This is a genomic window from Halopseudomonas formosensis (assembly GCF_900115905.1).
In the GTDB taxonomy this organism is placed as follows: Bacteria; Pseudomonadota; Gammaproteobacteria; order Pseudomonadales; family Pseudomonadaceae; genus Halopseudomonas; species Halopseudomonas formosensis.
The window spans coordinates 23075-46135 of record NZ_FOYD01000008.1 but is presented as its reverse complement, the minus strand read 5'-3'; the positions used below and the strand labels follow the sequence as shown (position 1 = coordinate 46135).

At 58.3% G+C, this 23061-nt stretch carries 17 protein-coding genes; 12 read left to right on the top strand and 5 right to left on the bottom strand.

What is annotated here, in order from left to right; translation table 11 throughout:
* The 6 genes from BM046_RS11560 (at nucleotide 1) to mcrC (ending at nucleotide 10950) form a co-directional block, all read left to right on the top strand.
* Nucleotides 1-2475 (top strand): alkaline phosphatase family protein, encoded by a 2475-nt coding sequence (locus tag BM046_RS11560; RefSeq protein WP_090539662.1) that lies wholly within the window; start codon nucleotides 1-3, stop codon nucleotides 2473-2475.
* A 7-nt stretch (nucleotides 2476-2482) separates the two neighbouring features.
* Nucleotides 2483-5125, top strand: a complete 2643-nt coding sequence (locus BM046_RS11555) for an HsdM family class I SAM-dependent methyltransferase (protein WP_090539660.1) — start codon at nucleotides 2483-2485, stop codon at nucleotides 5123-5125.
* Nucleotides 5118-7100: an ATP-binding protein gene (locus BM046_RS11550; protein WP_090539658.1), complete on the top strand. Its 1983-nt coding sequence runs from the start codon at nucleotides 5118-5120 to the stop codon at nucleotides 7098-7100. The genes BM046_RS11555 and BM046_RS11550 overlap by 8 nt, the downstream gene beginning before the upstream one ends.
* Nucleotides 7101-7416: 316 nt before the next feature.
* Entirely contained in the window at nucleotides 7417-7611 is a 195-nt protein-coding gene (locus BM046_RS11545; protein WP_177197849.1) for a hypothetical protein, read from the top strand.
* Between the two features lie 16 nt (nucleotides 7612-7627).
* Nucleotides 7628-9835 carry an McrB family protein gene (locus BM046_RS11540; protein WP_090539656.1) on the top strand — a complete coding sequence of 736 codons (2208 nt, stop codon included), beginning with the start codon at nucleotides 7628-7630 and terminating at the stop codon, nucleotides 9833-9835.
* A gap of 2 nt (nucleotides 9836-9837) precedes the next feature.
* Nucleotides 9838-10950: a 5-methylcytosine-specific restriction endonuclease system specificity protein McrC gene (mcrC, locus tag BM046_RS11535; protein WP_235818639.1), complete on the top strand. Its 1113-nt coding sequence runs from the start codon at nucleotides 9838-9840 to the stop codon at nucleotides 10948-10950.
* 421 nt (nucleotides 10951-11371) lie between these two features.
* Here mcrC and BM046_RS11530 read toward each other — a convergent pair whose 3' ends face one another.
* Nucleotides 11372-11584, bottom strand: a complete 213-nt coding sequence (locus tag BM046_RS11530; RefSeq protein ID WP_090539654.1) for a helix-turn-helix transcriptional regulator — start codon at nucleotides 11582-11584, stop codon at nucleotides 11372-11374.
* Between the two features lie 304 nt (nucleotides 11585-11888).
* On the opposite strand from BM046_RS11530, the gene BM046_RS11525 reads away from it, so the two are divergent.
* Together BM046_RS11525 and BM046_RS11520 are read left to right on the top strand one after the other, a co-directional pair.
* Entirely contained in the window at nucleotides 11889-12149 is a 261-nt protein-coding gene (locus BM046_RS11525) for a helix-turn-helix transcriptional regulator (protein WP_090539652.1), read from the top strand.
* The gene (locus BM046_RS11520) at nucleotides 12139-13434 is read left to right on the top strand and encodes a type II toxin-antitoxin system HipA family toxin (protein ID WP_090539650.1); all 1296 of its coding nucleotides are present in this window, start codon (nucleotides 12139-12141) and stop codon (nucleotides 13432-13434) included. The genes BM046_RS11525 and BM046_RS11520 overlap by 11 nt, the downstream gene beginning before the upstream one ends.
* Before the next feature lie 117 nt (nucleotides 13435-13551).
* Here BM046_RS11520 and BM046_RS16325 read toward each other — a convergent pair whose 3' ends face one another.
* The 4 genes from BM046_RS16325 to ypfJ all read right to left on the bottom strand — a co-directional run bounded on the left by BM046_RS16325 (nucleotide 13552) and on the right by ypfJ (nucleotide 18032).
* On the bottom strand, nucleotides 13552-13776 hold the full coding sequence (locus BM046_RS16325; RefSeq protein WP_218150035.1) for a hypothetical protein: 225 nt from the start codon (nucleotides 13774-13776) through the stop codon (nucleotides 13552-13554).
* Between the two features lie 87 nt (nucleotides 13777-13863).
* On the bottom strand, nucleotides 13864-14985 hold the full coding sequence (locus tag BM046_RS11510) for a Fic family protein (protein WP_090539648.1): 1122 nt from the start codon (nucleotides 14983-14985) through the stop codon (nucleotides 13864-13866).
* Between the two features lie 425 nt (nucleotides 14986-15410).
* Nucleotides 15411-17063 (bottom strand): isovaleryl-CoA dehydrogenase, encoded by a 1653-nt coding sequence (locus tag BM046_RS11505; RefSeq protein WP_090539646.1) that lies wholly within the window; start codon nucleotides 17061-17063, stop codon nucleotides 15411-15413.
* A 75-nt stretch (nucleotides 17064-17138) separates the two neighbouring features.
* A complete protein-coding gene (gene ypfJ / locus BM046_RS11500; RefSeq protein WP_090539644.1) occupies nucleotides 17139-18032 on the bottom strand; it encodes a KPN_02809 family neutral zinc metallopeptidase in 894 nt (297 codons plus the stop codon).
* A gap of 152 nt (nucleotides 18033-18184) precedes the next feature.
* On the opposite strand from ypfJ, the gene BM046_RS11495 reads away from it, so the two are divergent.
* The 4 genes from BM046_RS11495 (at nucleotide 18185) to BM046_RS11480 (ending at nucleotide 23047) form a co-directional block, all read left to right on the top strand.
* Nucleotides 18185-19456, top strand: a complete 1272-nt coding sequence (locus BM046_RS11495; protein ID WP_235818638.1) for a PQQ-dependent sugar dehydrogenase — start codon at nucleotides 18185-18187, stop codon at nucleotides 19454-19456.
* Nucleotides 19457-19574: 118 nt separating this feature from the next.
* Nucleotides 19575-20348, top strand: a complete 774-nt coding sequence (locus tag BM046_RS11490) for a class II aldolase/adducin family protein (RefSeq protein WP_090539642.1) — start codon at nucleotides 19575-19577, stop codon at nucleotides 20346-20348.
* Nucleotides 20349-20447: 99 nt separating this feature from the next.
* On the top strand, nucleotides 20448-22334 hold the full coding sequence (locus BM046_RS11485) for a DUF294 nucleotidyltransferase-like domain-containing protein (RefSeq protein WP_090539640.1): 1887 nt from the start codon (nucleotides 20448-20450) through the stop codon (nucleotides 22332-22334).
* The gene (locus tag BM046_RS11480; protein WP_090539638.1) at nucleotides 22331-23047 is read left to right on the top strand and encodes a 3'-5' exonuclease; all 717 of its coding nucleotides are present in this window, start codon (nucleotides 22331-22333) and stop codon (nucleotides 23045-23047) included. Before BM046_RS11485 ends, BM046_RS11480 begins: the two co-directional genes overlap by 4 nt.
* The last annotated feature ends 14 nt before the right edge of the window (nucleotides 23048-23061 follow it).

The window sequence follows — 23061 nt, the reverse complement described above, 5'->3', positions numbered from 1 at the left end:
ATGAATGCCATGGAACAAGCCCTGGCTGGCATGTGGCGCAGCCGTGAAAAGCAGAAGTTGCCCTATCTGCTGGTGAATGACGTTCGCGGCTATTTTGCCGAAGCTCCCGCCGAACTGCTGGTCGATGGCCAAGCGATTCCCGTCCATGTCTGCGCCAATGAGTTTGGATTGCGCCGCCATACCGAACCCGAGCGTCAGCAACCGAATCCACCCGCTCGTATCATCATTTCGCGCCAGCAGCTTCAGCCGGATCATCTGCCGGACTTGCAGGCCCGCTCCAGCGTGTCGCCCCGCACCGTAACAGGTTGCGACATAGCCAAGGCGCTTGGCGTGCAGAATCCCCGGGCCTTGCTTGACCGGCTTCCCATCCCCGCATTCTGGAACCTGGCCCCGTACCTGCCGCAGCTCGGCGCTTACAGTCTGGAGCGCGTGGTGCTCGCCTCGCTGCTGAACGATCCCAGCGTGTTATCTGCAGGCTGGGAGCCGGATCGGATTCTCGACAAGCTTTGGTACGAGAATGCGCTGGCACGGGTACGCGAGGTGCTGAGCTCGGTCGATGCGGATGAACGCCGGGCGCTGGAACAGGAGTTTCTGGACGTGGTTCGCACCTGGCTCGATGGGCCGCGTTTCGCTCTGGTCGAAGCCGCCGTGCTGGAAAACGACCCGCCGCCGGTGCTGCCAATCTGCCTGCTCGCCTCCATTCTGGATGGCTGGAAGATGCTCTCGCCGGACCGGATGCGTACCTTCCTCGATGGCAGCGAACTGGGCGACCTATTTGTTGACGTGCTCAAGGACGGGCAAAGCCTGCATGGTCTTGCCGAATGGGGCCGCCGCATCACCCTCAAAGACGATGCGCCCTGCAAACAGGCGCTGCATTACTTGCAGCACGAAGTCTTTCCGAAGCACCCCAGTGCCGTCACCGAGTCCCTTGCGACAGTGGTCAAGGGCGTTGGCGGCAAAGGCTCGGAGCGCCTGCTGAATCAGCTCATCCAGGTTCTGGAGGCCGACGGTGGCATCCTTGCCCAGGGGCTGGCGGTCACCCTGCACGCGTTGCTCGATGTGGTGGTCAACGGAGAACGGGCCGATACGCTTCCGCTTGAAAAGGCTCCCTGCAAACTGACCGATGCGTTGGAAACACCGGATGCCCTGGAATGGGAAGAACTCCTGGAAGCCCTGCGCCGACATCAGGCTCGCGAGCAGTACGAGGACCACGTGTCGCTGTTGGAAGCGATGGTCACGATTCACCGGCTTACGGACAAGGCCGAGGCGGCGGTGAAGAATCTCGCCAGCCTGGATTGGAAGGCCTGGCTGGCGCTGGTGGATTCAGTGTATCTGCCGCTCTCCACAATGGCGCTGGAGGCGGAACGGCGATCTAACCAATTGCCGGAAAAGGTCAATGTCTTTCGTATCACTCAGCGGGCGAAAAAGGCCTGCGATTCCATTCGCATCGCTTGGGCGGATTTCTATGTACAGCCGAACCGTGGCCTGCCGAAGTGGCTGAACGAGCGCAAGTTCGCGGCAGGAACCTGCAGGCCGTGGCTGAACAGCGATGTCATGGAGTCTGCGGTTAAGCCATTGCTGCAGGATTCGGAGATCAAGCAGGTTTATCTGCTGGTCTTTGATGGAATGAGCGTGGCCAACTGGACGTTGCTGCGTGACCGCTTCCTGATGATGCCGGGGCGCGAGCTGTTTCGCCCTTACCAGTCGCTGGGGCCTGAGTTCCGCGCCTGCACTTATCTGCCCAGCATTACCGAATATTGCCGACAAGCCATTTTTGCTGGCGCTGCCCCGTTTGAATTCCGCACATGGCCTAACGGCCGCAGTGAGCCTGATTTGGCTGAAAAGGCACTCACCAATATGGGCTTAAATCCAACTTCTTGGTGGGACAAAAACAAAGGTTATGTCTGTTACAACGAAAAAGACGCAAACCCGGATACTTTAAACAAAAAGGTAAGACAGCTAATCGAGTCGCCACTTCGCTTTAAATCAATAGTCTTCAATTTGCAGGATCGGCTGCTTCAGAAAGGCATGACCAGCCTGCAAGAAATTATGCTCGCCTACGTCAAAGAGGTTGCTTTGCCTCATTTGCGACGTATTGCTGCTCAGGAAAAGACGGCGGTAGTGATTACCGCCGATCACGGCTTTACCTGGTACAACAAACAATATGTGATTGACGACCTCAAACCGAAAAATCCAGGTAGAGAGGTGATAATTCACAATCGCTGCCTTGAATATATGACTTCGAGTGTTTCCCGTGACGGTCCGGACTCTGTCAAAAGAGTGGCTTCATCTGATGTTGGACTGCCCAGCAATATCGATACCGTTGAGCTGCTTATCGATCATGACAGTTATGGGTGGCCAGGCCCGGGTCGAGTGGCAACCAATAACCCATACAACGTTCAGGGCAATGACCATGGAGGCCTTACACCAGAGGAAACGGTAGTTCCTGTCGCAGTATATATTTCAAAAGGTTAATCATTGCATGGCAACTTTAGAAAATTTCAAAGAGTTTCTAATATCAGATCTTGGCTTTAAAGCTCACCAGATCAATGACGGTGATGGTTCTGGCGTTGCCACAACGGTTGAAGGGCTGGACGAGAAAGCCGCGTTTCTGGTGTCAACCAGCGTCGGCAATTGCTATGCCGCCTTCAAGCATGAAGGCTCGGCAACGCTAAGTGAATCCGAGGCTAACCGGTACAAAGCGCTTAGCATTCTTATGCCCAATGGTCCGGCAGCCTATTGCGTCATCGAGGTGGCAGGCCATTTACGCATCTATCTCGTCGAAAAAGGCAATGAGATTCATGACGAGATGCAGGACTGGGACGATGTTCGCGATGCGGAGGACATGGTACGTGAACTCAAACCAGACGTAGTCAAGGGCCTGCAGCAGTGGGCGCAGAAAACCCTCCATACGGAAAACAGCCTCTCCCGCTTTGTGCAGCTCATGAAAGGCTGCTGGCAGGACATCTGGGATATCGAGAACAAGCGCAACGACTGGATATTCGACGAGTTCACGCGCTTCCTGTTTATCAAGCTCAATGAAGACGCAAAACCCAGCGGAAGCTTTACCACCGCCAAGCTGAAGTCGTATTGCGAGCAAAACAAACACATGGGCGACAAGGCTGCACAGAACTTCATCAACAACCTGTTCGATGACCTGAAGGGACACCACCCCGAAGTCTTTACTGACGAGAATGAGCGAGTGCTCAGCAAGGCGGCCACCATTGAAAGGGTCATTGCACGTCTTGAAGGGATCAACCTGAAAGACACCCAAGGCGATGTGCTTGGTCGTGCCTTCGAAATCATGCTGTCTGATACCTTCAAGGGTAAAGACCTCGGTCAGTTCTTTACACCACGAGAAATCGTCGCCTTTATGCTGGACCTTGCCCGGGACAATCCAGACGGTCCGGCCTTGGACATCGAAAAAAGCGAGCGCTTTCTCGATGCATGCGCAGGGTCAGGTGGTTTTCTGATCGCCACTTACGAGGACGTGTACAAGCACGCACTCTCCAACGGCATGGAGCCACGCAAGAAAGATCAACTCCTAAAGCGCCTCGGCCAGGAAACCTTTTTCGCGTGCGAGATTGAAGAGAAAGCGGCTCGCCTTGGAAAACTGAACATGATCGTTCATGCCGTCAACGCGCAGAACGCTCAGTGGCTTCACCAGAACTACCTCTACAACGAGGAGTACGGCGGCTTGAAGCCGTTAATTGAATACGAGGTCGACTTCGGCGATGGCAAGAAAAAACACTGCATAGGACCGGACAGCATCGATCTCATACTGACTAACCCGCCATTCGGCAAGTCCGTCAAGACCCAGGGCATCCTGCTGGACTATCAGTTCGGACATGAGGTCAAGGTCTTCAAGTCCAAGGGCCGCCCACCGGAAAAACGGCCGAAAAACAGCCAGGACAGCGAGGTCCTGTTCATTGAACACTATCTCCGAGTTCTTAAGCCGGGTGGGAAGTTATTAATTATACTGCCAGATGGGATTCTCTCGACAAAGACCGGCGCTGCCGTGAGGGAATACATACGAGAAAACGCATTGATCGACGCTGTAATTTCTCTGCCAATTGAAACCTTTATGTCAACGGCGGCACAGATTCCGACTTCGATAGTAGTTCTTCGAAAGAAAAAGCCGGGAGATATTCAAGAAAAGACTTTCATGGCTAAGGCTAGCAATGTCGGGCGGAAACCAAACGGGGAGCCATGTGATGGCTCAGAACTTCCCCAGATTGTTGATCGATACCGGCTGTTTAAAAAGGAGAAAAGCTTATCCGGCTCAAACCGAACCGGTTTCTTGATATCTCCTTCATCCACTGACCTTACATCAAGACTTGATGTTGATGCGTTTTGGAAAGGCGATGCTTTTGATGTCCTTTCTAATGATCATATCAAGTCCCTTTCACTTGTGAATTCCAGCCTTGACACAGCATTAGAAGAAATAAGGACACTTTCATCTAGTATTGCTAAGGCCTACCAGGAAATGGAAAGCATTGTACTGGACTACTCTTCCGGGATCGCTCTGGAGCCATTAAATCGTCTGCTAACATCAGTGTCCCGGCCCATAATTGTTGATGACAATTTGGAATACAGACTGATCGGAGTGAAATGGTATGGCGAAGGTGCATACATAAAAGACATAAAAAGCGGGAGGTCAATAAAGGCAGGAAAACTATTCAAAGCAGAGCTTAGTGATTTAATTGTCAGTCGCCTCTTTGCGTGGAAAGGATCAATTGCCGTAATAGATTCAGATTGTCACGAAGCAGTAGCGTCAAATGAATTCCCTATGTATACAGCCGCTACGGAGATTGGTACTGATTATATAGGGAGCATCCTGCAGACTCCTTCAATATGGTCTGATATCAACAAGCTTTGCACTGGCTCAAGTAAGCAAAGCCGCAACAGGATTCATGAGGATGACTTTGGACAAATACAAATACCAGTAATTGATTCAGTGGATGGTCGTTTGTTGTACCTTTCACGAGTGAATAGCATAAAGGCGCTAGTTGCTGAAGTAAGACGTCTATCTGAGGTTGCTAACGTCTTAGGATTTTTGCAGCGAGCAAATGACTTTAAGGACATGAACCTTAATGCCGTAGAAACAGGTAAAGATAATGGCTGATCTTTACATAGGAAAACATCTCGATCTCAATGGGATGCCGGGAGAGCTGTACCGCCACAAGCTGAGTGATCTGATTACTCACACCTTTATTTGTGGCGGCTCAGGCTCCGGTAAAACGGTAATGGGCAAAGCCATCATTGAGGAAGCAGCCCTTAAGGGGGTTCCCTCGATTATCGTGGATCTCAAGGGTGATTTGTCTTCCTTGGCGCTTGCTTTCGGAGAACTGACAGCCCAGGCTGTTGCGCCATGGGTCGAGGTGGAAGACAAATCAACGCTTGGCCGCGCCGCCCTGGCAGAAGCCAACACCTTCCGGAAAAGGCTATGGGATTGGGGGCTTGCCGAAACCAACGTGCGGGAGTTTGCCAACCAGGTCGCCGTTGAAATTTTCACTCCCCGCAGCGAGCTCGGCCGTCGGGTATCCATTCCGCTCATTTCTTCCCCGCCGCCGGACATCAATAAGTTATTTGACGAGGACCCGGATACGGCTTCGGTTATGGTGACCAGCATGGCGGAAGCACTGGTACGCCGGGTGATTCCCTCGGGACAGCGGGACCGGGAAACGGATTTTGTTACCGCTCTTATCGAGCACGCCTGGCGCACGGGGGTTGATCTGACTGGCGAGGCAGGTCTTGGGCAATTGGTCTCTATGATTTTGGAACCTCCCTTCGCCACCATTGGCGTGCTGGCAATCGATGACCATATCCCCGAGAAACGACGTCAAAAGCTTGCACAGGCGGTAAACGGGCAGCTCGTCGGCGCGGCCGCTAACTGGGTCCGGGGCGAGGAGATGAGCATTGAGAAGCTGGTGGGAGCCAACCGCGTTGACGGTAAGACGCAGATCAGCGTTATCAGCCTCGCTCACATCACGGACTTTGAAGATCAGAGCTTTGTTGTTGCCCAGATTGCCTTTGCAATTAACGCGTGGATGCGTAAGCAAGGTAGCGCTCCCGGTGGAAACAAGCCGCGTCTTTTGTTCTTCCTGGATGAGATCGGCGGTGGTGGTGGAAAGACAGCTTTCTATCCGACTCACCCTTATACATCTACTTGCAAACCTGCACTGAATATACTGGTCAAGCAAGGACGTGCCTTTGGTGTCGGTTGTATCCTGGCAACACAAAACCCTGGAGATATTGACTATAAGGGGCTTTCGAATTGTGCTACTTGGATCGTCGGCAAACTGCAGACAAAACGAGATCGCGATAAAATTCGCGAGGGCTTAACCGACGCAGAATTTTCGCCTTCCGACTTGGCAAAGAAGCTCGCACGACCCAAGACAGGCGAGTTCATGCTCCTGAACAAGGAAGGTGATGTCCATTTCATCAAGGAACGCTGGCTGCTGACCTATCACTGCACGATGAGTCCGGAGCAGCTTCGCCGCTATAAAGCCAAGGGGTTGGCTCCCTATGAAGGCTCACTGAATACAGACATTGCCTCCGAGGACTTCGAGGACTTCGAGGAGACCATCAAGTCCGACGAGCAGGAAGAAATCCAATCGCTTTGGAACGATGCCAAGGACGCTATCGGGCAAGCCTGCAACCTGCTCGAAAAGATTCTCGATCACGACATCAACTCCGAGAAAGCACGCCTTTGGATATCCATCCTGCGTGACCCGGATGGATTCAATCGCCGCCTCCAGGAAGCCCAAAGGCAGCTTGCCGAGTATGCAGAAGCGGCTCCCAGCCCCAAGGCTGGCAAAGGCCACGAACCCAGCGGCCTGATGACCTTGCTCGCTGAAAAGAAGAGTGCGAGCCAAGGTCCTTCGTTCAACGACACACGCCCGGTGACGAGTCCTGCTTCCACGCCGCCACCGGGCGATAGCGTCCTTGTAGAGGATGATGGCAGCGTCACCTACAAGGGACGAACATTCCAGCTTTACCGGAGATATGCTGGCAAATCGGTTGCGTTCATTGAGGAAGATGGCGAACTGAAATTTTCCATCGAAGGCAAGGTTCTCTCGAAGAGCTTCAAGCTGTAGGGAAAATGGAGGCTGACATGCAAGACAGATCACAATATTCGGCGGCAGCATCTCTGCTCGGGTATATCTACCAGTGCCGTCTTGCCTTGTTGGAATCTCTAAAACGTTTGAAGTCTGACCCGGATATCGCTGTTGCAATCGAGACTCTCGACGACGTTGTGTTCGAAAAGGACGGCAGCCCCACCGAAGTCATCCAGGTTAAACATCACATTGCCCGGAAGGCCAGTCTCACCAATGCGAGCACTGACCTTTGGAAAACCATCAGGATCTGGTGCGACCTGTTTTCCGGAGGACTGTCTGAGGAAAATTCAATTCTGTGCCTGATGACGACAGAAGAGTCAGTGCCGGAGCCATCAAGGAAGCAGCTCAGCCCGACAAGACTCCCATCGCCCTGATGAACGGGGAGCAACTCGTGATGCTGTTGATGGAACACGGCATCGGCGTCCATCGCTCCACACCGGATCTGTTCGAGATCGATGAGGACGCTCTGTTAACCGGGGAAGGAAAATAATTATGGAGACCTGGATATGAGTTCAAAACCTGAAGGAGCCGGAGCCCGAGCCTGTTGGTTTGTCGGAGCCACATACGGCGGAACTGATGACCAGACCCCCCGTTTTTTACAGGAAGGCATCTGGGAGAATGGGTATCAGGACAAATACCTCGACGCAGTAAAGTCCATCCAGGTTGGGGATCGCATTGCGATCAAGTCGTCCTATACGCGAAAGCACGATCTCCCCTTTGATAACCGAGGCCAAACCGTTTCCGTCATGGCGATCAAAGCCATTGGCACGGTAAAAGAGAACCTCGGCGACGGCCGCACCTTGAAGGTTGATTGGACACCTTTCGATCCTCCGCGTGAGTGGTACTTCTACACCAATCGAAGCACGGTCTGGCGGGTCTTACCTGGGGACTGGACCACAGATGCATTGATCGGATTCACTTTCGAGGAAAAGGCACAAGACATCAACCGGTTCCGCAATGCTCCTTACTGGCGTGAACGCTTCGGTGATAGTGCTGTCGACAAGCGCCGTTTCAATTGGACTCGCTTTTACGAAGCGGTAGCAGACAAGCTCCTTACCTTTCGGAATAGGCGGGATGAGTTGATTGCCGGAATCCACGTTATTGCCTCGAAGGTGGATGGCCTCTCCAACCTGCAGGATCAATTCGCGGATGGTTCCTCTGGTCCCCTGAAGGACATCTGCCCATTTACGGCCATGGGCATATTCAACAGGGGGATCACCGATGCAAATCGCAAAGCTATTGCAAGCGAGCTTGCCAGCCTGCTTGGAGTATCTGAGCCGGTTCCGGATTCCTTTGAGGGGATTCCTATTCTCAACAACCAGAAGTCATGGTTTTTCGGGTTCGACAACAAACGCCAACCAGACGACATTGACATCCTCTGGGAGACCTTCGCCCAGGCAATTGCTTTTGCGGAATCGGATGACGCGGAGGCGCGGTCGGCATTTGTCTCAGCCTACGACAACGCGACGCAGCGCTATGGTGTGGGATGGAACCTTACCATGGGACTGTACTGGATTCGTCCCTGGAATTTCCCGACCCTTGATGGTCAGTCCCAGCGTTACATCAGCAAGAAGCTCAACATTCAGATTGGTATGAACGGTCCCAAGGGCCGCTGCAACGCCACTGATTATCTGGCGGTGCTGGACACCCTTGAGGCTCGTTTTCAGGAGGATGCTTATCCCGTCCACTCATTCCCGGAGCTGTCGCTTGCCGCCTGGCTTTTCAAGGATAGTGGGACATCTGCTCACCCGAATGCCACAGACCCTGATGCGCAGGATGACGAAGCGGATGCCACACCCGAGGCGGAGGTCACGGACGCACCCATCGAACCGTACTCCGTCGATGACATCCTTACGGATGGATGTTTCATCGCCCGGGGAAAACTCGAAAAGATTCTCGAGCGCCTTCGGACCAAGAAAAACCTGATCCTCCAAGGTCCGCCGGGCACCGGAAAGACTTGGCTGGCCAAGAGATTGGCTTTCGCTTTGATGGGGCAGCGCGACGACAGCAAGGTCCGAGCGGTGCAGTTTCATCCGAACCTTTCCTACGAGGATTTTATTCGCGGCTGGCGGCCGGTGGGAGACGGCAAACTCACGCTGGTTGATGGGCCTTTTGTGGAGATGATGAAGGCCGCCGCGAAAGATCCAACGTCAAGGCATGTCGTTGTCATTGAAGAGATCAATCGTGGAAATCCCGCACAGATTTTCGGCGAAATGCTGACGCTCCTCGAGGTCGACAAGAGAACGCCAAACGAGGCTCTGGAGCTCTCCTACAAACGGTCAGATGGAGAGCGTGTTTTCATCCCGGACAACCTCTATGTCATCGGCACGATGAATATTGCCGACCGCTCCCTCGCTCTGGTCGATCTGGCGTTGCGTCGCCGCTTTGCCTTCATCGATTTGGAGCCCACGCTCGGCAAGCCCTGGCACGATTGGGTTCAGTCCCAGTGCGGCATTGATTCGGAAATCCTTGTTGAAATCGAGAAGCGTCTCATTGCCCTGAACAGCGAGATTTCAGCCGACGCCGGTCTCGGGCCTCAGTTTCGCGTGGGACACAGCTATGTCACACCTCCGTTCGGCATTCCCATCAGTGATGCCAGGGAATGGTTCCGTCAGGTGGTCGATACCGAGATCGGTCCGCTGCTCGATGAATACTGGTTCGATGCGCTCGAGAAATCCCAGAAGGCGAGAGAACGCATGCTGGAAGGATTCTGATCGTGACACTTGCCGCAGCCAACTTGATTTCAGACGCTCATGAAGGGATTGGCCGTATCGGCCGCATCCCGGTGCGCAACCTTTGGCTGCTCATGCTGTATGCTTCCGATTTGTTCAGGGATCTCGAAAAGGCAAAGGTCGCCGTAGAGGACAACCCTGATGACATCCCAAATCTAGTCGCAGAAATGCTTTGCCGCCGCGTCGAGCGTCGTATCCAGCGCAACTTGAGTTATGGCTACCAATCGCGTGAGGCTGTTCTTGGCCGTGTGCGCGGCCGCATCGACCTACTGAACACGGAGAGGCATCGATTACTTGATCGTGGAAAAGTTGCTTGCCGATTCCATGAGTTGACCATTGATACAGCCCGAAACCGCTATGTACGAACGGCCCTGGAGGAAATTTCCAAAATCGTTCCCCAGGGGACGCTGGCACACCGATGTCGGTCGTTGGCGGCAAGCTTGAGACGCATGGGCGTAACCGGGGAACGTCCGAATCGTGGCGAGGTCTCCATCGACCGCTTCGGGAGGCACGATGCAGATGATCAGCCTATGGTTGCTGCGGCTCATTTGGCCTTCAATCTCGCCCTGCCTACAGAGGCCGCAGGCGCAAAGCAATTGTCTTTGCCGGATAGAGAAATTACCTGGATTCGGAAGCTCTACGAGAAAGGAATCGCCGGTTTCTATGATGTCGTGCTTTCAAAAAACGGATGGCGCGTCGATGCCGGGAAAACAATCGGCTGGCAGATTGAAAGCAAGAGTCTGGGTATAGACAAAATACTACCCTCGATGCGAACCGACATCATCCTCGACCACTCGGACGCGGGACGCCGTATCGTCATTGACACGAAGTTCAACTCCGTTGTGACACGAGGCTGGTATCGAGAAGAAACACTGCGCAGCGGATACATCTATCAGATCTACGCCTATTTGAGGTCCCAGGAGGGTAATGGTGATCTTCTCGCTGAAAACGCCTCGGGTCTGCTCCTTCATCCTTCGGTGGGCGATATGGTTAACGAGGCGGTCGTGATCCAGAACCATGAGATTCGATTTGCCACCGTTGATTTGGGAGGGACGGCAAAGGAAATCCGGGAACAGCTTTTACAGGTTCTGGAATGACATCGGCAACGCCGCAATGCGTATGGCTATGAATGTAATCACTTCACCGCCGACAATGACGCAGCCGACGAAACCTCGGTCTGAACCGTCATGCGGACGCGGGTTCGATTCCATGTTTGGGAATTTAACTGGCGCTGGAAAGCAGATGGCTTTGATGTCCGTTTCCGGTGACAACCAAGGTTGGAAAACCTGTGTGCAGGTCTACAATCCAGCAGGCTTTTCGATGGAGTTCGCAGCAGCCCGCAGGAGTTCGAAATAGTCCGCACGGCCTGACGGTAAGCTGTTGATTTTGAACAACCCGCTTGATCAGTCCGAGCTTGTGGACTGCAGACTTTCAATGCGGCCCATTACGGCCGTCGAGAGCCCCTTCATGTTGCAAAACGTCGGCACTTATCAATAACTGCCGACAAAACCGAACACATCAGCCAGCACTGGCTTGAGCCGTTGAGGTCTTGGTCGACGTCGCCAGGCACGACTCCTCGTAGGCTTCGATGTCGACCTGCCTGTACAGCACGCGCCCCTTCAGCTTCATGAATTTCGGCCCGATGCCTTCGCTGCGCCAGCGCTCAAGGCAGGCCTCGCTGAGATGCCAGCGCGCGGCCAGTTGTTTCTGATTGAGGTGAACGACTTCCATTTTGGTCTCCTTCCGAATGAGTTGGCAGGAGTCCATGAAGGCGCTGTTCCGCGCGTGAGCCAAGCGATATGTGGCGCAGCCCCCATTCGCCGCAAAGAGGAATTCGTGGCGCAGTTTTGAAAACCGCGCCACATTGGGTGTAAATGGGTGTCAATTTGGAATTGAGAGCGGTTCATTATTTCCCGATCGGGAAGCAAAGGCCCGAATCATGCCCTAAGCACACCGAACATTCCCGATCGGGAAATATCTCTTGCACTTAGTCCGGTTGTGCCCGATAATTTCCCGAACGGGAAACTGAGCAACCATGACATCCATTCGATCTCCTCAACAACTAGGGCGTGCACTGCGTGCCGCTCGCAAGCAGCTCGGGCTGACCCAGCCCCAGTTGGCGCTGGCGGCTGGGGTGGGTGTGCGCTTCATTGTCGACCTTGAAGCAGGCAAGCCCACCTTAAGACTGGAAAACGTACTGCGGGTCATTGATGCATTGGGTGGAGAAGTCCAGTTGAGCGGGTTGCCATCATCTGTGACCAATGATCAACGTGAGGGTGGCGACCATGGCGCATGAGCTGGAAGTCTGGCTATTCGCAGATCGTGTCGGCACGCTGGCGCTGGTCGATGGGCGGCTAAATTTTTGCTACGCCCCCGGTTGGCTGTCACACAAAGACGCCGTTGCCTTGTCCGCCTCACTCCCCCTGCAAGCAGAGCCGTTCGACGATCGCAAAACGCGTCCCTTCTTTGCGGGTCTTCTACCTGAAGGGCAAATGCGCCGCCTGATTGCGCAGCAGTTCCAGGTGTCTGGCCAAAACGACTTTGCGCTGCTGGACCACATCGGCGGCGAATGCGCCGGGGCCGTGACCTTCCTCGAGCCCGGCCAGGCTTTGCCTGTGCCAACACGCAGCGATGACGTTCAATGGCTGAGCGACGACGAAGTCGTTGCCATCCTGGATGAATTGCCGCATCGACCTATGCTGGCAGGCAAAGACGGCTTGCGGCTGTCCTTGGCTGGCGCCCAAGACAAGTTGCCAGTGGTTTTCGATGGTGCGCGCATCGGGCTGCCCCTCAACGGCACGCCTAGCTCGCACATCCTGAAACCGGCCATCCACGCTGTTAAAGACAGCGTGATCAACGAAGGATTTTGCATGGCACTGGCTGAGGCCATGCAGCTCAAACCGGCAAAGTCAAAAATTCACCAGGTATTGGATCGCTCCTTTCTACTGGTTGAGCGCTACGACCGACTGATCGATGCCCAGGGGCAGCGGCAACGTCTTCATCAAGAGGACTTTTGCCAGGCACTGGGCGTGGTGCCGGAAATGAAATACCAGAATGAAGGTGGCCCGGATCTGGTGCAGTGTTTTGATCTGGTGCGCAGTGCGACGCGTCCCAGTGCGCCGCAAGTCCTGCGACTGCTCGATTACGTGATCTTCAATGCGCTGATCGGTAACCATGATGCGCACGCCAAGAATTTCTCTCTGCTGTACTCAGGCAAGACACCCGTTCTGGCACCGTTTTACGACACGCTCTCGACGGCGGTGTATCCAACCCTGACGCAGAAGATGGCGATGAAAATCGGCAGCAAGTACAAATTCAGCGAAGTCCAGGCGCGGCATTGGGGGCAGTTTGCAGAAGGCGTAGGGTTTACCAAGGCGCAGGCCAAACGGCGCATTCTGGAGTTGGCAAAGTTACTGCCGGCGACGGCGCGCAAGCTCCAGTCTGACCCCGGACACCGTTTTGCTGGCAATGCCGTGGTTGAGCAAATCAATACTTTGATTGAGCAACGCTGTGCCCTGACGATTCGGAGGCTCACCGACCCCGCCGCCGACAATGACGCAGTCGCCGAGCCCTCCGTTTGAACCACCATGCGGACGCGGGTTCGATTCCGGGTTTGGGAATTGAACCGACCTCCAATCGCAGACGAGTTTGACGCCCGCTCCCGGCGACCAGCATGGCTGAAAAACCTGCTTGCAGGTCTACAATCCAGCAGGCTTTTCGATGGAGTTCGCACTGGTTCGCGGCAGCCCGCAGCGCTTCGATTGCGTACTTTCAAATAGCAGTTTGGTGCGGGGTGCCATCACCCGACCACAGAGTTCCAGGAGTTTCGGCCCAATTCCCACGCTACGCCAGCGTTCGAGGGTGGCTTCGCTGATACTCCAGCGGGCGGCCAGTTGTTTTTGATTGAGGTGAACGACGTCCATCTTGGTCTCCTTCCGCATGAGTTGGCAGGAGTCCATGAAGGCGCTGTTCGGTCCGCCAGCCAAGTCAATTCAGAAGACGCGCGGTTACTACGGGAGATCGTTCAGCTCGTAGCTGGTGCTGCGCCCGCCTGCATCCGATTTCCGCAGCACGCCGCGCGCGAGCAGGTCGTTGATGTCGCGCAGCGCCGTGTCTGGCGAGCACTTGGCGATCGCCGCCCACTTGCTGCTGGTAAGCTTGCCTTCAAAGCCATCGAGTAGCCGGTTGAGCAATTTCACCTGTCGCTCGTTCAAAGGTGTGGCTGCCCAGTGCTGCCAGAAGCGTGCCTTGGTCAGCACGGCATCAAGGGTGTGCTGCGCCTGATCGACGGCGCGATGCAGGGTATCGAGGAACCAGGCCAGCCACTCGGTGACGTCCATGGACCGCTTCTGGGTGCGCTCCAGAATATCGTAGTAGGCCTTGCGCTCCCGCTGGATCTGCGCCGACAGGCTGTAGAAGCGCTGCGGGCTGCCGTCGGCGCGCGCCAACAGCAGGTCGCCGATGGCCCGGGCGATACGGCCGTTGCCGTCGTCGAACGGGTGCAAGGTCACGAACCACAGATGGGCAAGCCCCGCCTTGACGAGCGGTGGCTCACCCGAGTCCGCATTGACCCATTCGAGGAAACGACCTGTCTCGGTCTCCAGTCGATCGGCGGGCGGCGTCTCGAAATGCACGCGCTGGCGACCGATGGGGCCGGAGACCACCTGCATGGGGCCACTGGCGTCGTCGCGCCAACTGCCGACCTTGATCCTGGAGAGGCCGGAGTAACCAGTGGGAAAGAGCGCCGCGTGCCAGCCGAACAACCGCTCGCGGGTCACCGGCGCCGCGCAGTTGACCGTGGCGTCGAGCACCATCTCCACCACGCCTTCGACATGACGATCGACTGGAGCCAACGCCCCGATGTCGACGCCCAGCCGGCGAGCGATGCTTGAGCGCACGGACTCGACGTTGAGCTGCTCGCCCTCGATTTCGCTGGTCTTGACCACGTCTTCGGTGAGCGCCGCCAGGCTGGCCTGATCGCGCAGCGCCATGCCCACGTCGGCCAGACGCCCCAGCAAGAGCCCTTGAGCACGACTCACATCCGCCATAGGGCCAGCGAGCGCCGCCAGGTCGAAGCGCCAGTCCGGCCAGTCACTGGCCTGCCAGATGTACTTGTAATCGCCGCTGTTCATGCGGAGATTATGGGCTTCATTCTCCGCATGCGCAAGTTATTCACCGCATATAATGCGGCGATAGAAGGTGCGATTCCCCGCACCCCGGGCTGCCTTACCCCGGAATGGGTGTGAATGGGTGTGCTCTTGGTCGGGGGGACGGACGCGGGTTCAATTCCCGATTCCGGAATCGAACCGGACCAGAGAAGCATACGAATTTGAACGGCCATATCGGTGACCGATCCACGGGAAAAACCGCTTGATCGTCCGCTGCCTCTGGCCTGTCAACCCCCGCTTTTCGCAGCAGCCAGCAGGACTTATCAACTTGCCGGAACGCCGGTATCGCGTACTTTCAACGGTCGTTTGGCGCGGGCTGCCGCCCCACCACCAAACACACAAATCCCATCCGTTCGCGGTAGGTTTTTTTTGTGTTCCGCTCTCCCCAATCAGCCGCCCCACTGCGGCATGGCCCTGCCTATCAGCAGATCCACCGGATCTCCGGGCTGCAGACAGCCCAGCGCAAAGCCGCGCTCGGCGCCCAGTCGGGCGCGGCAGAATGCGTCACCAATCTCGGGCTGGTTCGAGCGCAGCAGCAGGGAGGCCTGAAGGGCCATGCCGGTGCGCTCGACCAGCAACCGGGAACGCATTTCCAACTCGTTCGGATCAGCAAAGCCCTGCGCCAGCCAGTCAAGCTGGCGGTCATAATCGCTGTTCAAGCCTCTGGCTGCGGTCAGTTCGGCAAACAGGGCATCCAGGGTCTCCGGCTCCCGGCGCAGGGCACGCAGCACGTCCAGGCACTGCACGTTCCCGCTGCCTTCCCAGATGGAGTTCAGCGGCGCCTGGCGGTACAGGCGCGGCAGGATATTTTCCTCCACATAGCCCAGACCGCCGAGGCATTCCTGCGCCTCGTTGGCCACCAGCGGGCCGCGCTTGCAGATCAGATACTTGCCGATGGCGGTGGTGATGCGCGCAAAGGCGGCTTCCTGCTCGTCCCGCGGCGAGGCATCCACCGCTGCGGCAACGCGCATGGTCAGTGCCACCGCAGCCTCGTTCTCCAGCGCCAGATCGGCCAGCACGTTACGCATCAGCGGCTGGTCGATCAGCAGGCGGCCGAAGGCCGCGCGCTGGCGCACATGGTTCAACGCCTGGGTAAGCGCCTGCCGCATCATGCTCGCCGAGCCTATCATGCAGTCCAGTCGGGTCAGCGCCACCATTTCCAGAATGGTGGCCACGCCCCGCCCTTCCTGCCCTACCAGCCAGGCGGTAGCGCCGAGAAACTCCACTTCGGAGGAGGCGTTGCTCCAGTCGCCCAGCTTGTCCTTGAGGCGCTGGATCCGCACCGCGTTCAGGCTGCCATCGGGCAGTACCCGGGGCAGCAGGAAGCAGCCGATGCCCTGCCCGGTCTGCGCCAGCACCAGATGGGCGTCGCACATGGGGGCGGAGAAGAAGAATTTGTGGCCGATCAGCCGGTAGCTGCCGTCGGGCTGCTGCAGTGCCTGGGTGGTATTGCTGCGCACGTCAGAGCCCCCCTGCTTTTCCGTCATGCCCATGCCAATGGTGCAAGCACGCTTCTGCTCGGCAGGCAGGGTGCGCGGATCATAGTCGGAGGACAGCAGACGCGGGACCCACTGTGCGGCCAGTTCAGGGCTGTGGCGCAACGCGGGAATGGAGGCGTAGGTCATGGTCAGCGGGCAGCAGGTGCCGGCATCCGCCTGGCCGTAGAGATACATCAGTCCGGCCCGGGCCACGTGGGCTCCGGGACGCTCGGCGTTGTTCCAGGCGAAGCTGTGCATCTGGTTGGCCATGGCCGCGGCCATCAACTGGTGATAGGCCGGGTGAAACTCGACTTCATCGATGCGCCGACCATAACGGTCGAAACTGTGCAGCTCGGGCCTGTGCCGGTTGGCCAGTTCGCCGGCCTCCATCAGCTCATGCCCGACCTGCTGGCCCATGGCATCCAGGTTGTCCGCCGCCCACTCGGCACCGTGCCGGGCAATTGCCTGTTGCAATGGCAGATCACTGCGCCAGAGGTTGTAGCCGGGCATGGGCTCAGGCTGGTTATGGACTTCATGCGTACGGAACTGCGCTTCGACTGACATTGTTCTTATCCTCCGCAGGGTATGCCCTGACAGTACCGCCACCCCGGTAAAGATGCCACCGCCAGAACCCGAGGGTCAGATCTGCCCCGAGAAGGTATCGCACTGACGCATGTCGCCGCTGTCGAAGCCGCGCTTGAACCAGGTCACCCGCTGCGCAGAGGTGCCATGGGTGAAGCTGTCCGGCACCACGTCGCCGCCGCTGCGTTTCTGCAGCCGGTCATCGCCGATGGCGGCGGCCGCCTGCAGGGCCTCTTCCAGATCACCGGGTTCGAGCATGCCGCTGAAGCGGTGGGCGGAATGGCCCCACACCCCGGCAAGGCAGTCGGCCTGCAGCTCCTGACGCACCGACAGGGCGTTGACCACAGCGGCGGACTTGCCGCGCCCGGCATCACGCACCTGCTGCGAGATGCCGAGCAGTGTCTGCAGGTGATGCCCAACCTCATGGGCGACGACATAGGCCTGGGCAAAGTCCCCGGGGGCACCCAGCTGGCGATCCAGATCGTGGAAGAAGCTCAGATCGAGGTACACCTTGCGATCGGCGGGGCAGTAGAAGGGACCTACCGCCGAGCTGGCGGTGCCGCAGGCCGAGGCCACCCGCTGGCTGAACAGCACCAGCACCGGCTCCTCGTACCGCTGGCCCTGCTCGGCCAGGATGCGCTGCCAGGTCTGCTCGGTGTCCGCCAGCACCACGGAGACGAATTCCGCCAGCTGCTGCTCCTCGGCGGAGAAGCTGGCGGTCTGCTGGGGAACAGGGCCGCCCAGCTGCAGCAGATCTATGCCCAGCATTCTGGCGCCGAAGAAGACCACCACACCCACCGCCAGCACGATCCGACCCAGGCGGGTGCGCAGTAACCAGGGCAGGATGCGCAACAGAAGCAGGATCAGTCCGCCGCCGCCAGCGCCAGCACTCAAGGGCTGCCCACGCCGATCTTCGATATTGCTGCTCTGCCGTCTGCCTCGCCAGTCCATGCCCTGCTCCCGCCATGTGGTCAATTGCAGTTAGTGTAGCCGGCTGGAGGCCAAACATGCTGCACGGCATTGGCTATCATGGAGAGTGCGAAACCTCTGCCGGCATACAGGTTCAAACAGCCGACCCCTTCAAGATCAGAACAGGAGCGACCATGCCCCGTTTTCGCCATTCCCTGCTTTTCCTGGCCATGCTCGGGCTGCTGTCCGCCTGCGACAAGGCCAGCGACACACCGGACCAGGCCAGCACCACTACGGCCGCCAGTGAATCGGCGGGCCCGACCGACCGTCAGGATGAAGCGGCTGTCGCCGAGCAAGCCGAGGAGACTGCCGCCCGCCTGGCCGAGGCTGGCGAGCCCACGGCCAACCCGGGAACAGCGGATCTGCCCTTCGAGGTAGCCGAGATAACCCGCTTTGATGCGCCCTGGGCCATGACCTTCCTGCCTGACGGGCGCCTGCTGGTGACGGAGATGGCCGGCGCCCTGCGTCTGCACGACCTGACCGACAACAGCACCGGCAGCATCAGCGGCGTACCCGAGGTTGAACTGGTCAGTCAGGGCGGTTTGGGTGATGTGATACTGCATCCGGATTTTGCCAGCAATCAGATGATCTATCTGAGCTATGTGGAAGCCGACGACAGCGGCCGTGGGGCCGCTGTGGCCCGTGCCCGCCTGGTGCTGGATGACGACGGGGGCGGCGCCCTCGAGGACCTGCAGGTGATCTGGCGTCAGGTACCCAAGATGAGAGGTGGCGGTCATTTCGGCTACCGACTGCTGTTCGACGATGCGGGCAAGCTGTGGATCAGCTCCAGCGAGCGCCAGGAGTTCGATCCGGCACAGGATATGAACAGCAACCTGGGCAAGATCATCCGTCTGAATGACGACGGCAGCCTGCCTGAGGACAACCCCTTTGTTGATCAGGGTGAGGTGGCGGCCCAGATCTGGAGCCTCGGTCACCGCAATATCCTCGGCATGGCCTTTGATACCCGGGGTCGTCTCTGGGCCCACGAGATGGGTCCCAAGGGCGGGGACGAGCTGAACCTGATCATCAAGGGCGAGAACTACGGCTACCCGTTGGTCTCCAACGGCGAGCACTACGACGGCACCCCCATCCCCGACCACGACACCCGCCCCGAATTCAGGGCGCCGCTGATCACCTGGACCCCGGTGATTTCCCCCGCCGGGCTGGTCATCTATGACGGCGAACTCTTCCCCGACTGGCAGGGCAACGCCTTCATCGGCGGCCTGTCCTCCCGGTCGCTGGTGCGGGTGGCGCTGGAAGAAGAGTCCGCCCGGGAAGCGGGGCGTTATGACATGCAAAGGCGTATCCGCGAGGTGGAACAGGGCCCGGATGGCGCTCTGTGGCTGCTGGAGGATGGCATGCGTGGTGGCAACGGCGCCCTGCTAAAACTCACCCCCCGGTCCTGACAGCGGCAGTCACTGTCATCTGCGTGACAGTCGCAGGCGATGACCTCATCTACACTGCGATGAATGTCAGGCCGGCGAGATGCCGGCCTGATGACCTATCATCACGAGGGAACAGCCAATGAATGCAGTGCAGAAACAACCGGTGCTGGACGTCCGCAATCAGGTCAGCGCCGAAGAGTGGCAGACCCGGGTAGATCTGGCCGCCTGTTACCGTCTGGTCGCGCTCAACGGGTGGGATGACGTGATCTTCACCCACATCTCGGCCAAGATTCCCGGTACCGAGCATTTCCTGATCAATCCCTACGGGCTGATGTTCGAGGAGATCACCGCCTCCAATCTGGTGAAGATCGACCTGCAGGGCAACAAGGTGATGGACTCGCCCTACGAGATCAACCCGGCCGGGTTCACCATCCACAGCGCCGTGCATGAGGTACGTCACGATGCGGGCTGCGTCCTGCATACCCATACGGCGGCAGGCGTCGGCGTCTCGGCGCAGAAGAACGGCATACTGCCGATTTCCCAGCAGGCGCTGTTCGTACTCAGCAGTCTGGCCTACCACGACTACGAGGGCGTTGCCCTGCGCGAGGACGAGAAGGCGCGTCTGCAGCAGCATCTGGGCAGGGCCAAGAACATGGTGCTGCGCAACCACGGGCTGATGACCGTCGGCCGCGACGTCGCCGAGGCCTTCCTGGGGATGCACACCCTGCAGCGCTGCTGCGAGATCCAGATCAACGCCCAGGCCGGCGGCAGCGAGTTGATCCCGATTCCCCAGAGCATTCTGGACGGAGCCATCGAAAGCATGCGTCAGGTCACCAAGGGCGCAGGGGCCAATCTGGCCTGGCCGGCGCTGCTGCGCAAGGCACAACGGGACAGCCCCGGCTTCGACAGCTGATCCTCCCGGCCCTGTCGCCGCCAGGCGACAGGGCCGCCCTCGGGCATTCCCTGCGCAGAGGCATTACACTGATGCCAATGTTCTGGCCGGAAGATGCCCATGCAAGTCGAACTGATCGAGATCCGCGACCACCTCAGCCGTTTCGCGCCCTTTGACGAGCTGCCTGAAGAAACTTTGGACGATATTGCCCGCCAGACCCAGGTGCGCTACTTCAAGGCAGGCTCCCCCATTCTGGACAAGGACGCTCCCCTCAACGAGCTGCACTATATCCGCAGTGGCGCGGTGGAGATCTACCGACCCAACGGCGAGCTGTTCAACCGTCTCGGGGAAGGTGACATCTTCGGCCAGGCAGGCCTGCGCCGTAACCGTCGGGTACGCTTCCCCGCCAGGGCACTGGAAGACAGTCTGATCTACTTCATCCCCGGCGAGCTGTTCTTCCGCTTGTCCGATGAGTACGACAGTTTCGCCGACTTTGTCGATACCGAGGGTGCCGGGCGACTGCGTTCAGCGGTACAGTCCCAGGGCCGGGCCAGTGAACTGAGCAAGGTGCGGGTGAACAGGCTGATCAGCCGGCCACCGGTGATGCTGGATGCCCAGTGCAGCATTCACCGCGCCGCTGCAGTGATGACCGAGCAGAGCGTCTCGGCGCTGCTGATTACCGAGCCGGATCCACAGCAACCGGAACTGCAGCGCGTGGCGGGCATCATTACCGACCGCGACTTCCGCACCCGGGTGGTGTCCGCCGCCTTGCCGCCGGAAACTCCCCTGCACAGCATCATGACCCCCGAGCCGATTACCCTGCAGGCCAATGCCTCGGTACTGGACGCCATCCTCTGCATGTTGCGGCACAACATTCACCATCTGCCTATCCTCAGCCGCCGCCGGCCGGTGGGGCTGATCAATCTGGCCGATGTGATCCGCTATCAGTCCCAGAACAGCCTGTATCTGGTCAACGACATCTTCAATCGCCAGTCGGTCAGTGAGCTGCAGGAGCTGCTGCCGGATGTACGGGCCACCTTTGTGCGCATGGTCGAGGACGAAGCCACCGCCCGGATGATCGGCAGCGCCCTGTCGAGTATCGGACGCAGCTTCATCCAGCGCCTGATCGATCTGGCAGAGAAGGAGCTGGGACCGCCGCCAGTGCCCTACAGTTTCATGGTGCTGGGCTCCATGGCCCGTGACGAGCAGTTGATTGTTACCGACCAGGATAATGCGCTGGTGCTGGACGACCGCTTTGAGCCGGCTGAGCATGACGACTATTTTCTGCGGCTTGCGACCTTTGTCAGCGATGGGCTGGCCGCCTGCGGCTACAGCTACTGCAAGGGCGAGATCATGGCCACCAACCCGAAGTGGCGCCAGCCGCTGGCGGTCTGGAAGCGCTATTTCAGCGAATGGATCGAAAGACCCAACCCCAAGGCCCTGCTCAACAGCAATATCTTCTTTGACCTCGACTCGGTCAGCGGCCAGGCTGATCATGTGGAGCAACTGCGCGAACTGATCGCCCACAAGGCCAGCCGCAATCCGAACTTCCTCGCGCTGATGGCGCGCAATTCCCTGAACCGCACCCCGCCGCTGGGGATATTTCGCACCTTTGTCATGGAACAGGATGGCAAACAGCGCAACATCATCAACCTCAAGGGCCGGGGAACGGCGCCGCTGACTGATCTGATCCGGGTACACGCACTGGCCATTGGTTCCACTGCGCAGAACTCCCACGATCGACTGGATGATATTGCCCAGACCCGTCTGATGCCCCGGGAGCAGGTGGAGCGCCTGCGCTATGCGCTGGAGTTCCTGTCACTGGCGCGCATACGTCATCAGGCGCTGGATATCCAGGAAGGCCGCGAACCCAACAACTATATCGAACCGGAGAATGTCTCCGCGGCCGAGCGTCACGGCCTCAAGGACGCCTTTCAGGTCCTGAGCCATGCCCAGAAATTCCTGCGCTTCCGCTATCCGCTCACCGCGCCGGGACGGCCCTCATGAACCGTCCGGCCTTACGGCGACCGACGGACTGGCCGCAGTATCTGGCCAGCCGCGCGGAGACGGCACGGCACCCGCTGCTGCGCGACTTCTACCGTGCCGACTGGCCGGGTGCCGACACCCCCCTGGCCGAGCTGGAGTTCGCCGCGCTGGATATCGAGACCACGGGCCTGGATCCCAGCCAGCATGCCATTGTCAGCATTGGGCTGATCCCCTTCACTCTGGAGCGGATACGCAGCCATCAGGCCTGGTACCAACTGGTACGGCCGCAGGGGGATCTGACCGCAGAGTCGGTCACCTTTCACCAGATCACCCATGCCGATATCCAGCGCGCGCCGCGCTTCGAGGACATTCTGCAGGCGTTGCTGGAACAGCTTGCCGGGCGCATCGCCGTGGTGCACTTTCGCAATATCGAGCGGCCCTTCCTGGATCGGGCCACTACCAGGGCGCTGGGCGAGGGGCTGCAATTTCCGATGATCGACACCATGCAGATCGAGGCGAACCTGCACCCGCGCCGGCGGCTGGGCTGGTGGCAGCGGCTCGCCGGCAAACAGCCTTTATCCATTCGCCTGGCTGACAGCCGCGAACGCTATGGCCTGCCGCTGTATCAGGCGCACCACGCCCTGACCGATGCCCTGGCGACCGCCGAACTCTTCCAGGCCCAGGTGGCCACCCACTTCTCACCGACGCATCGGCTGGGCGACTTCTGTTGCTGAAGCCGCCACGGGGC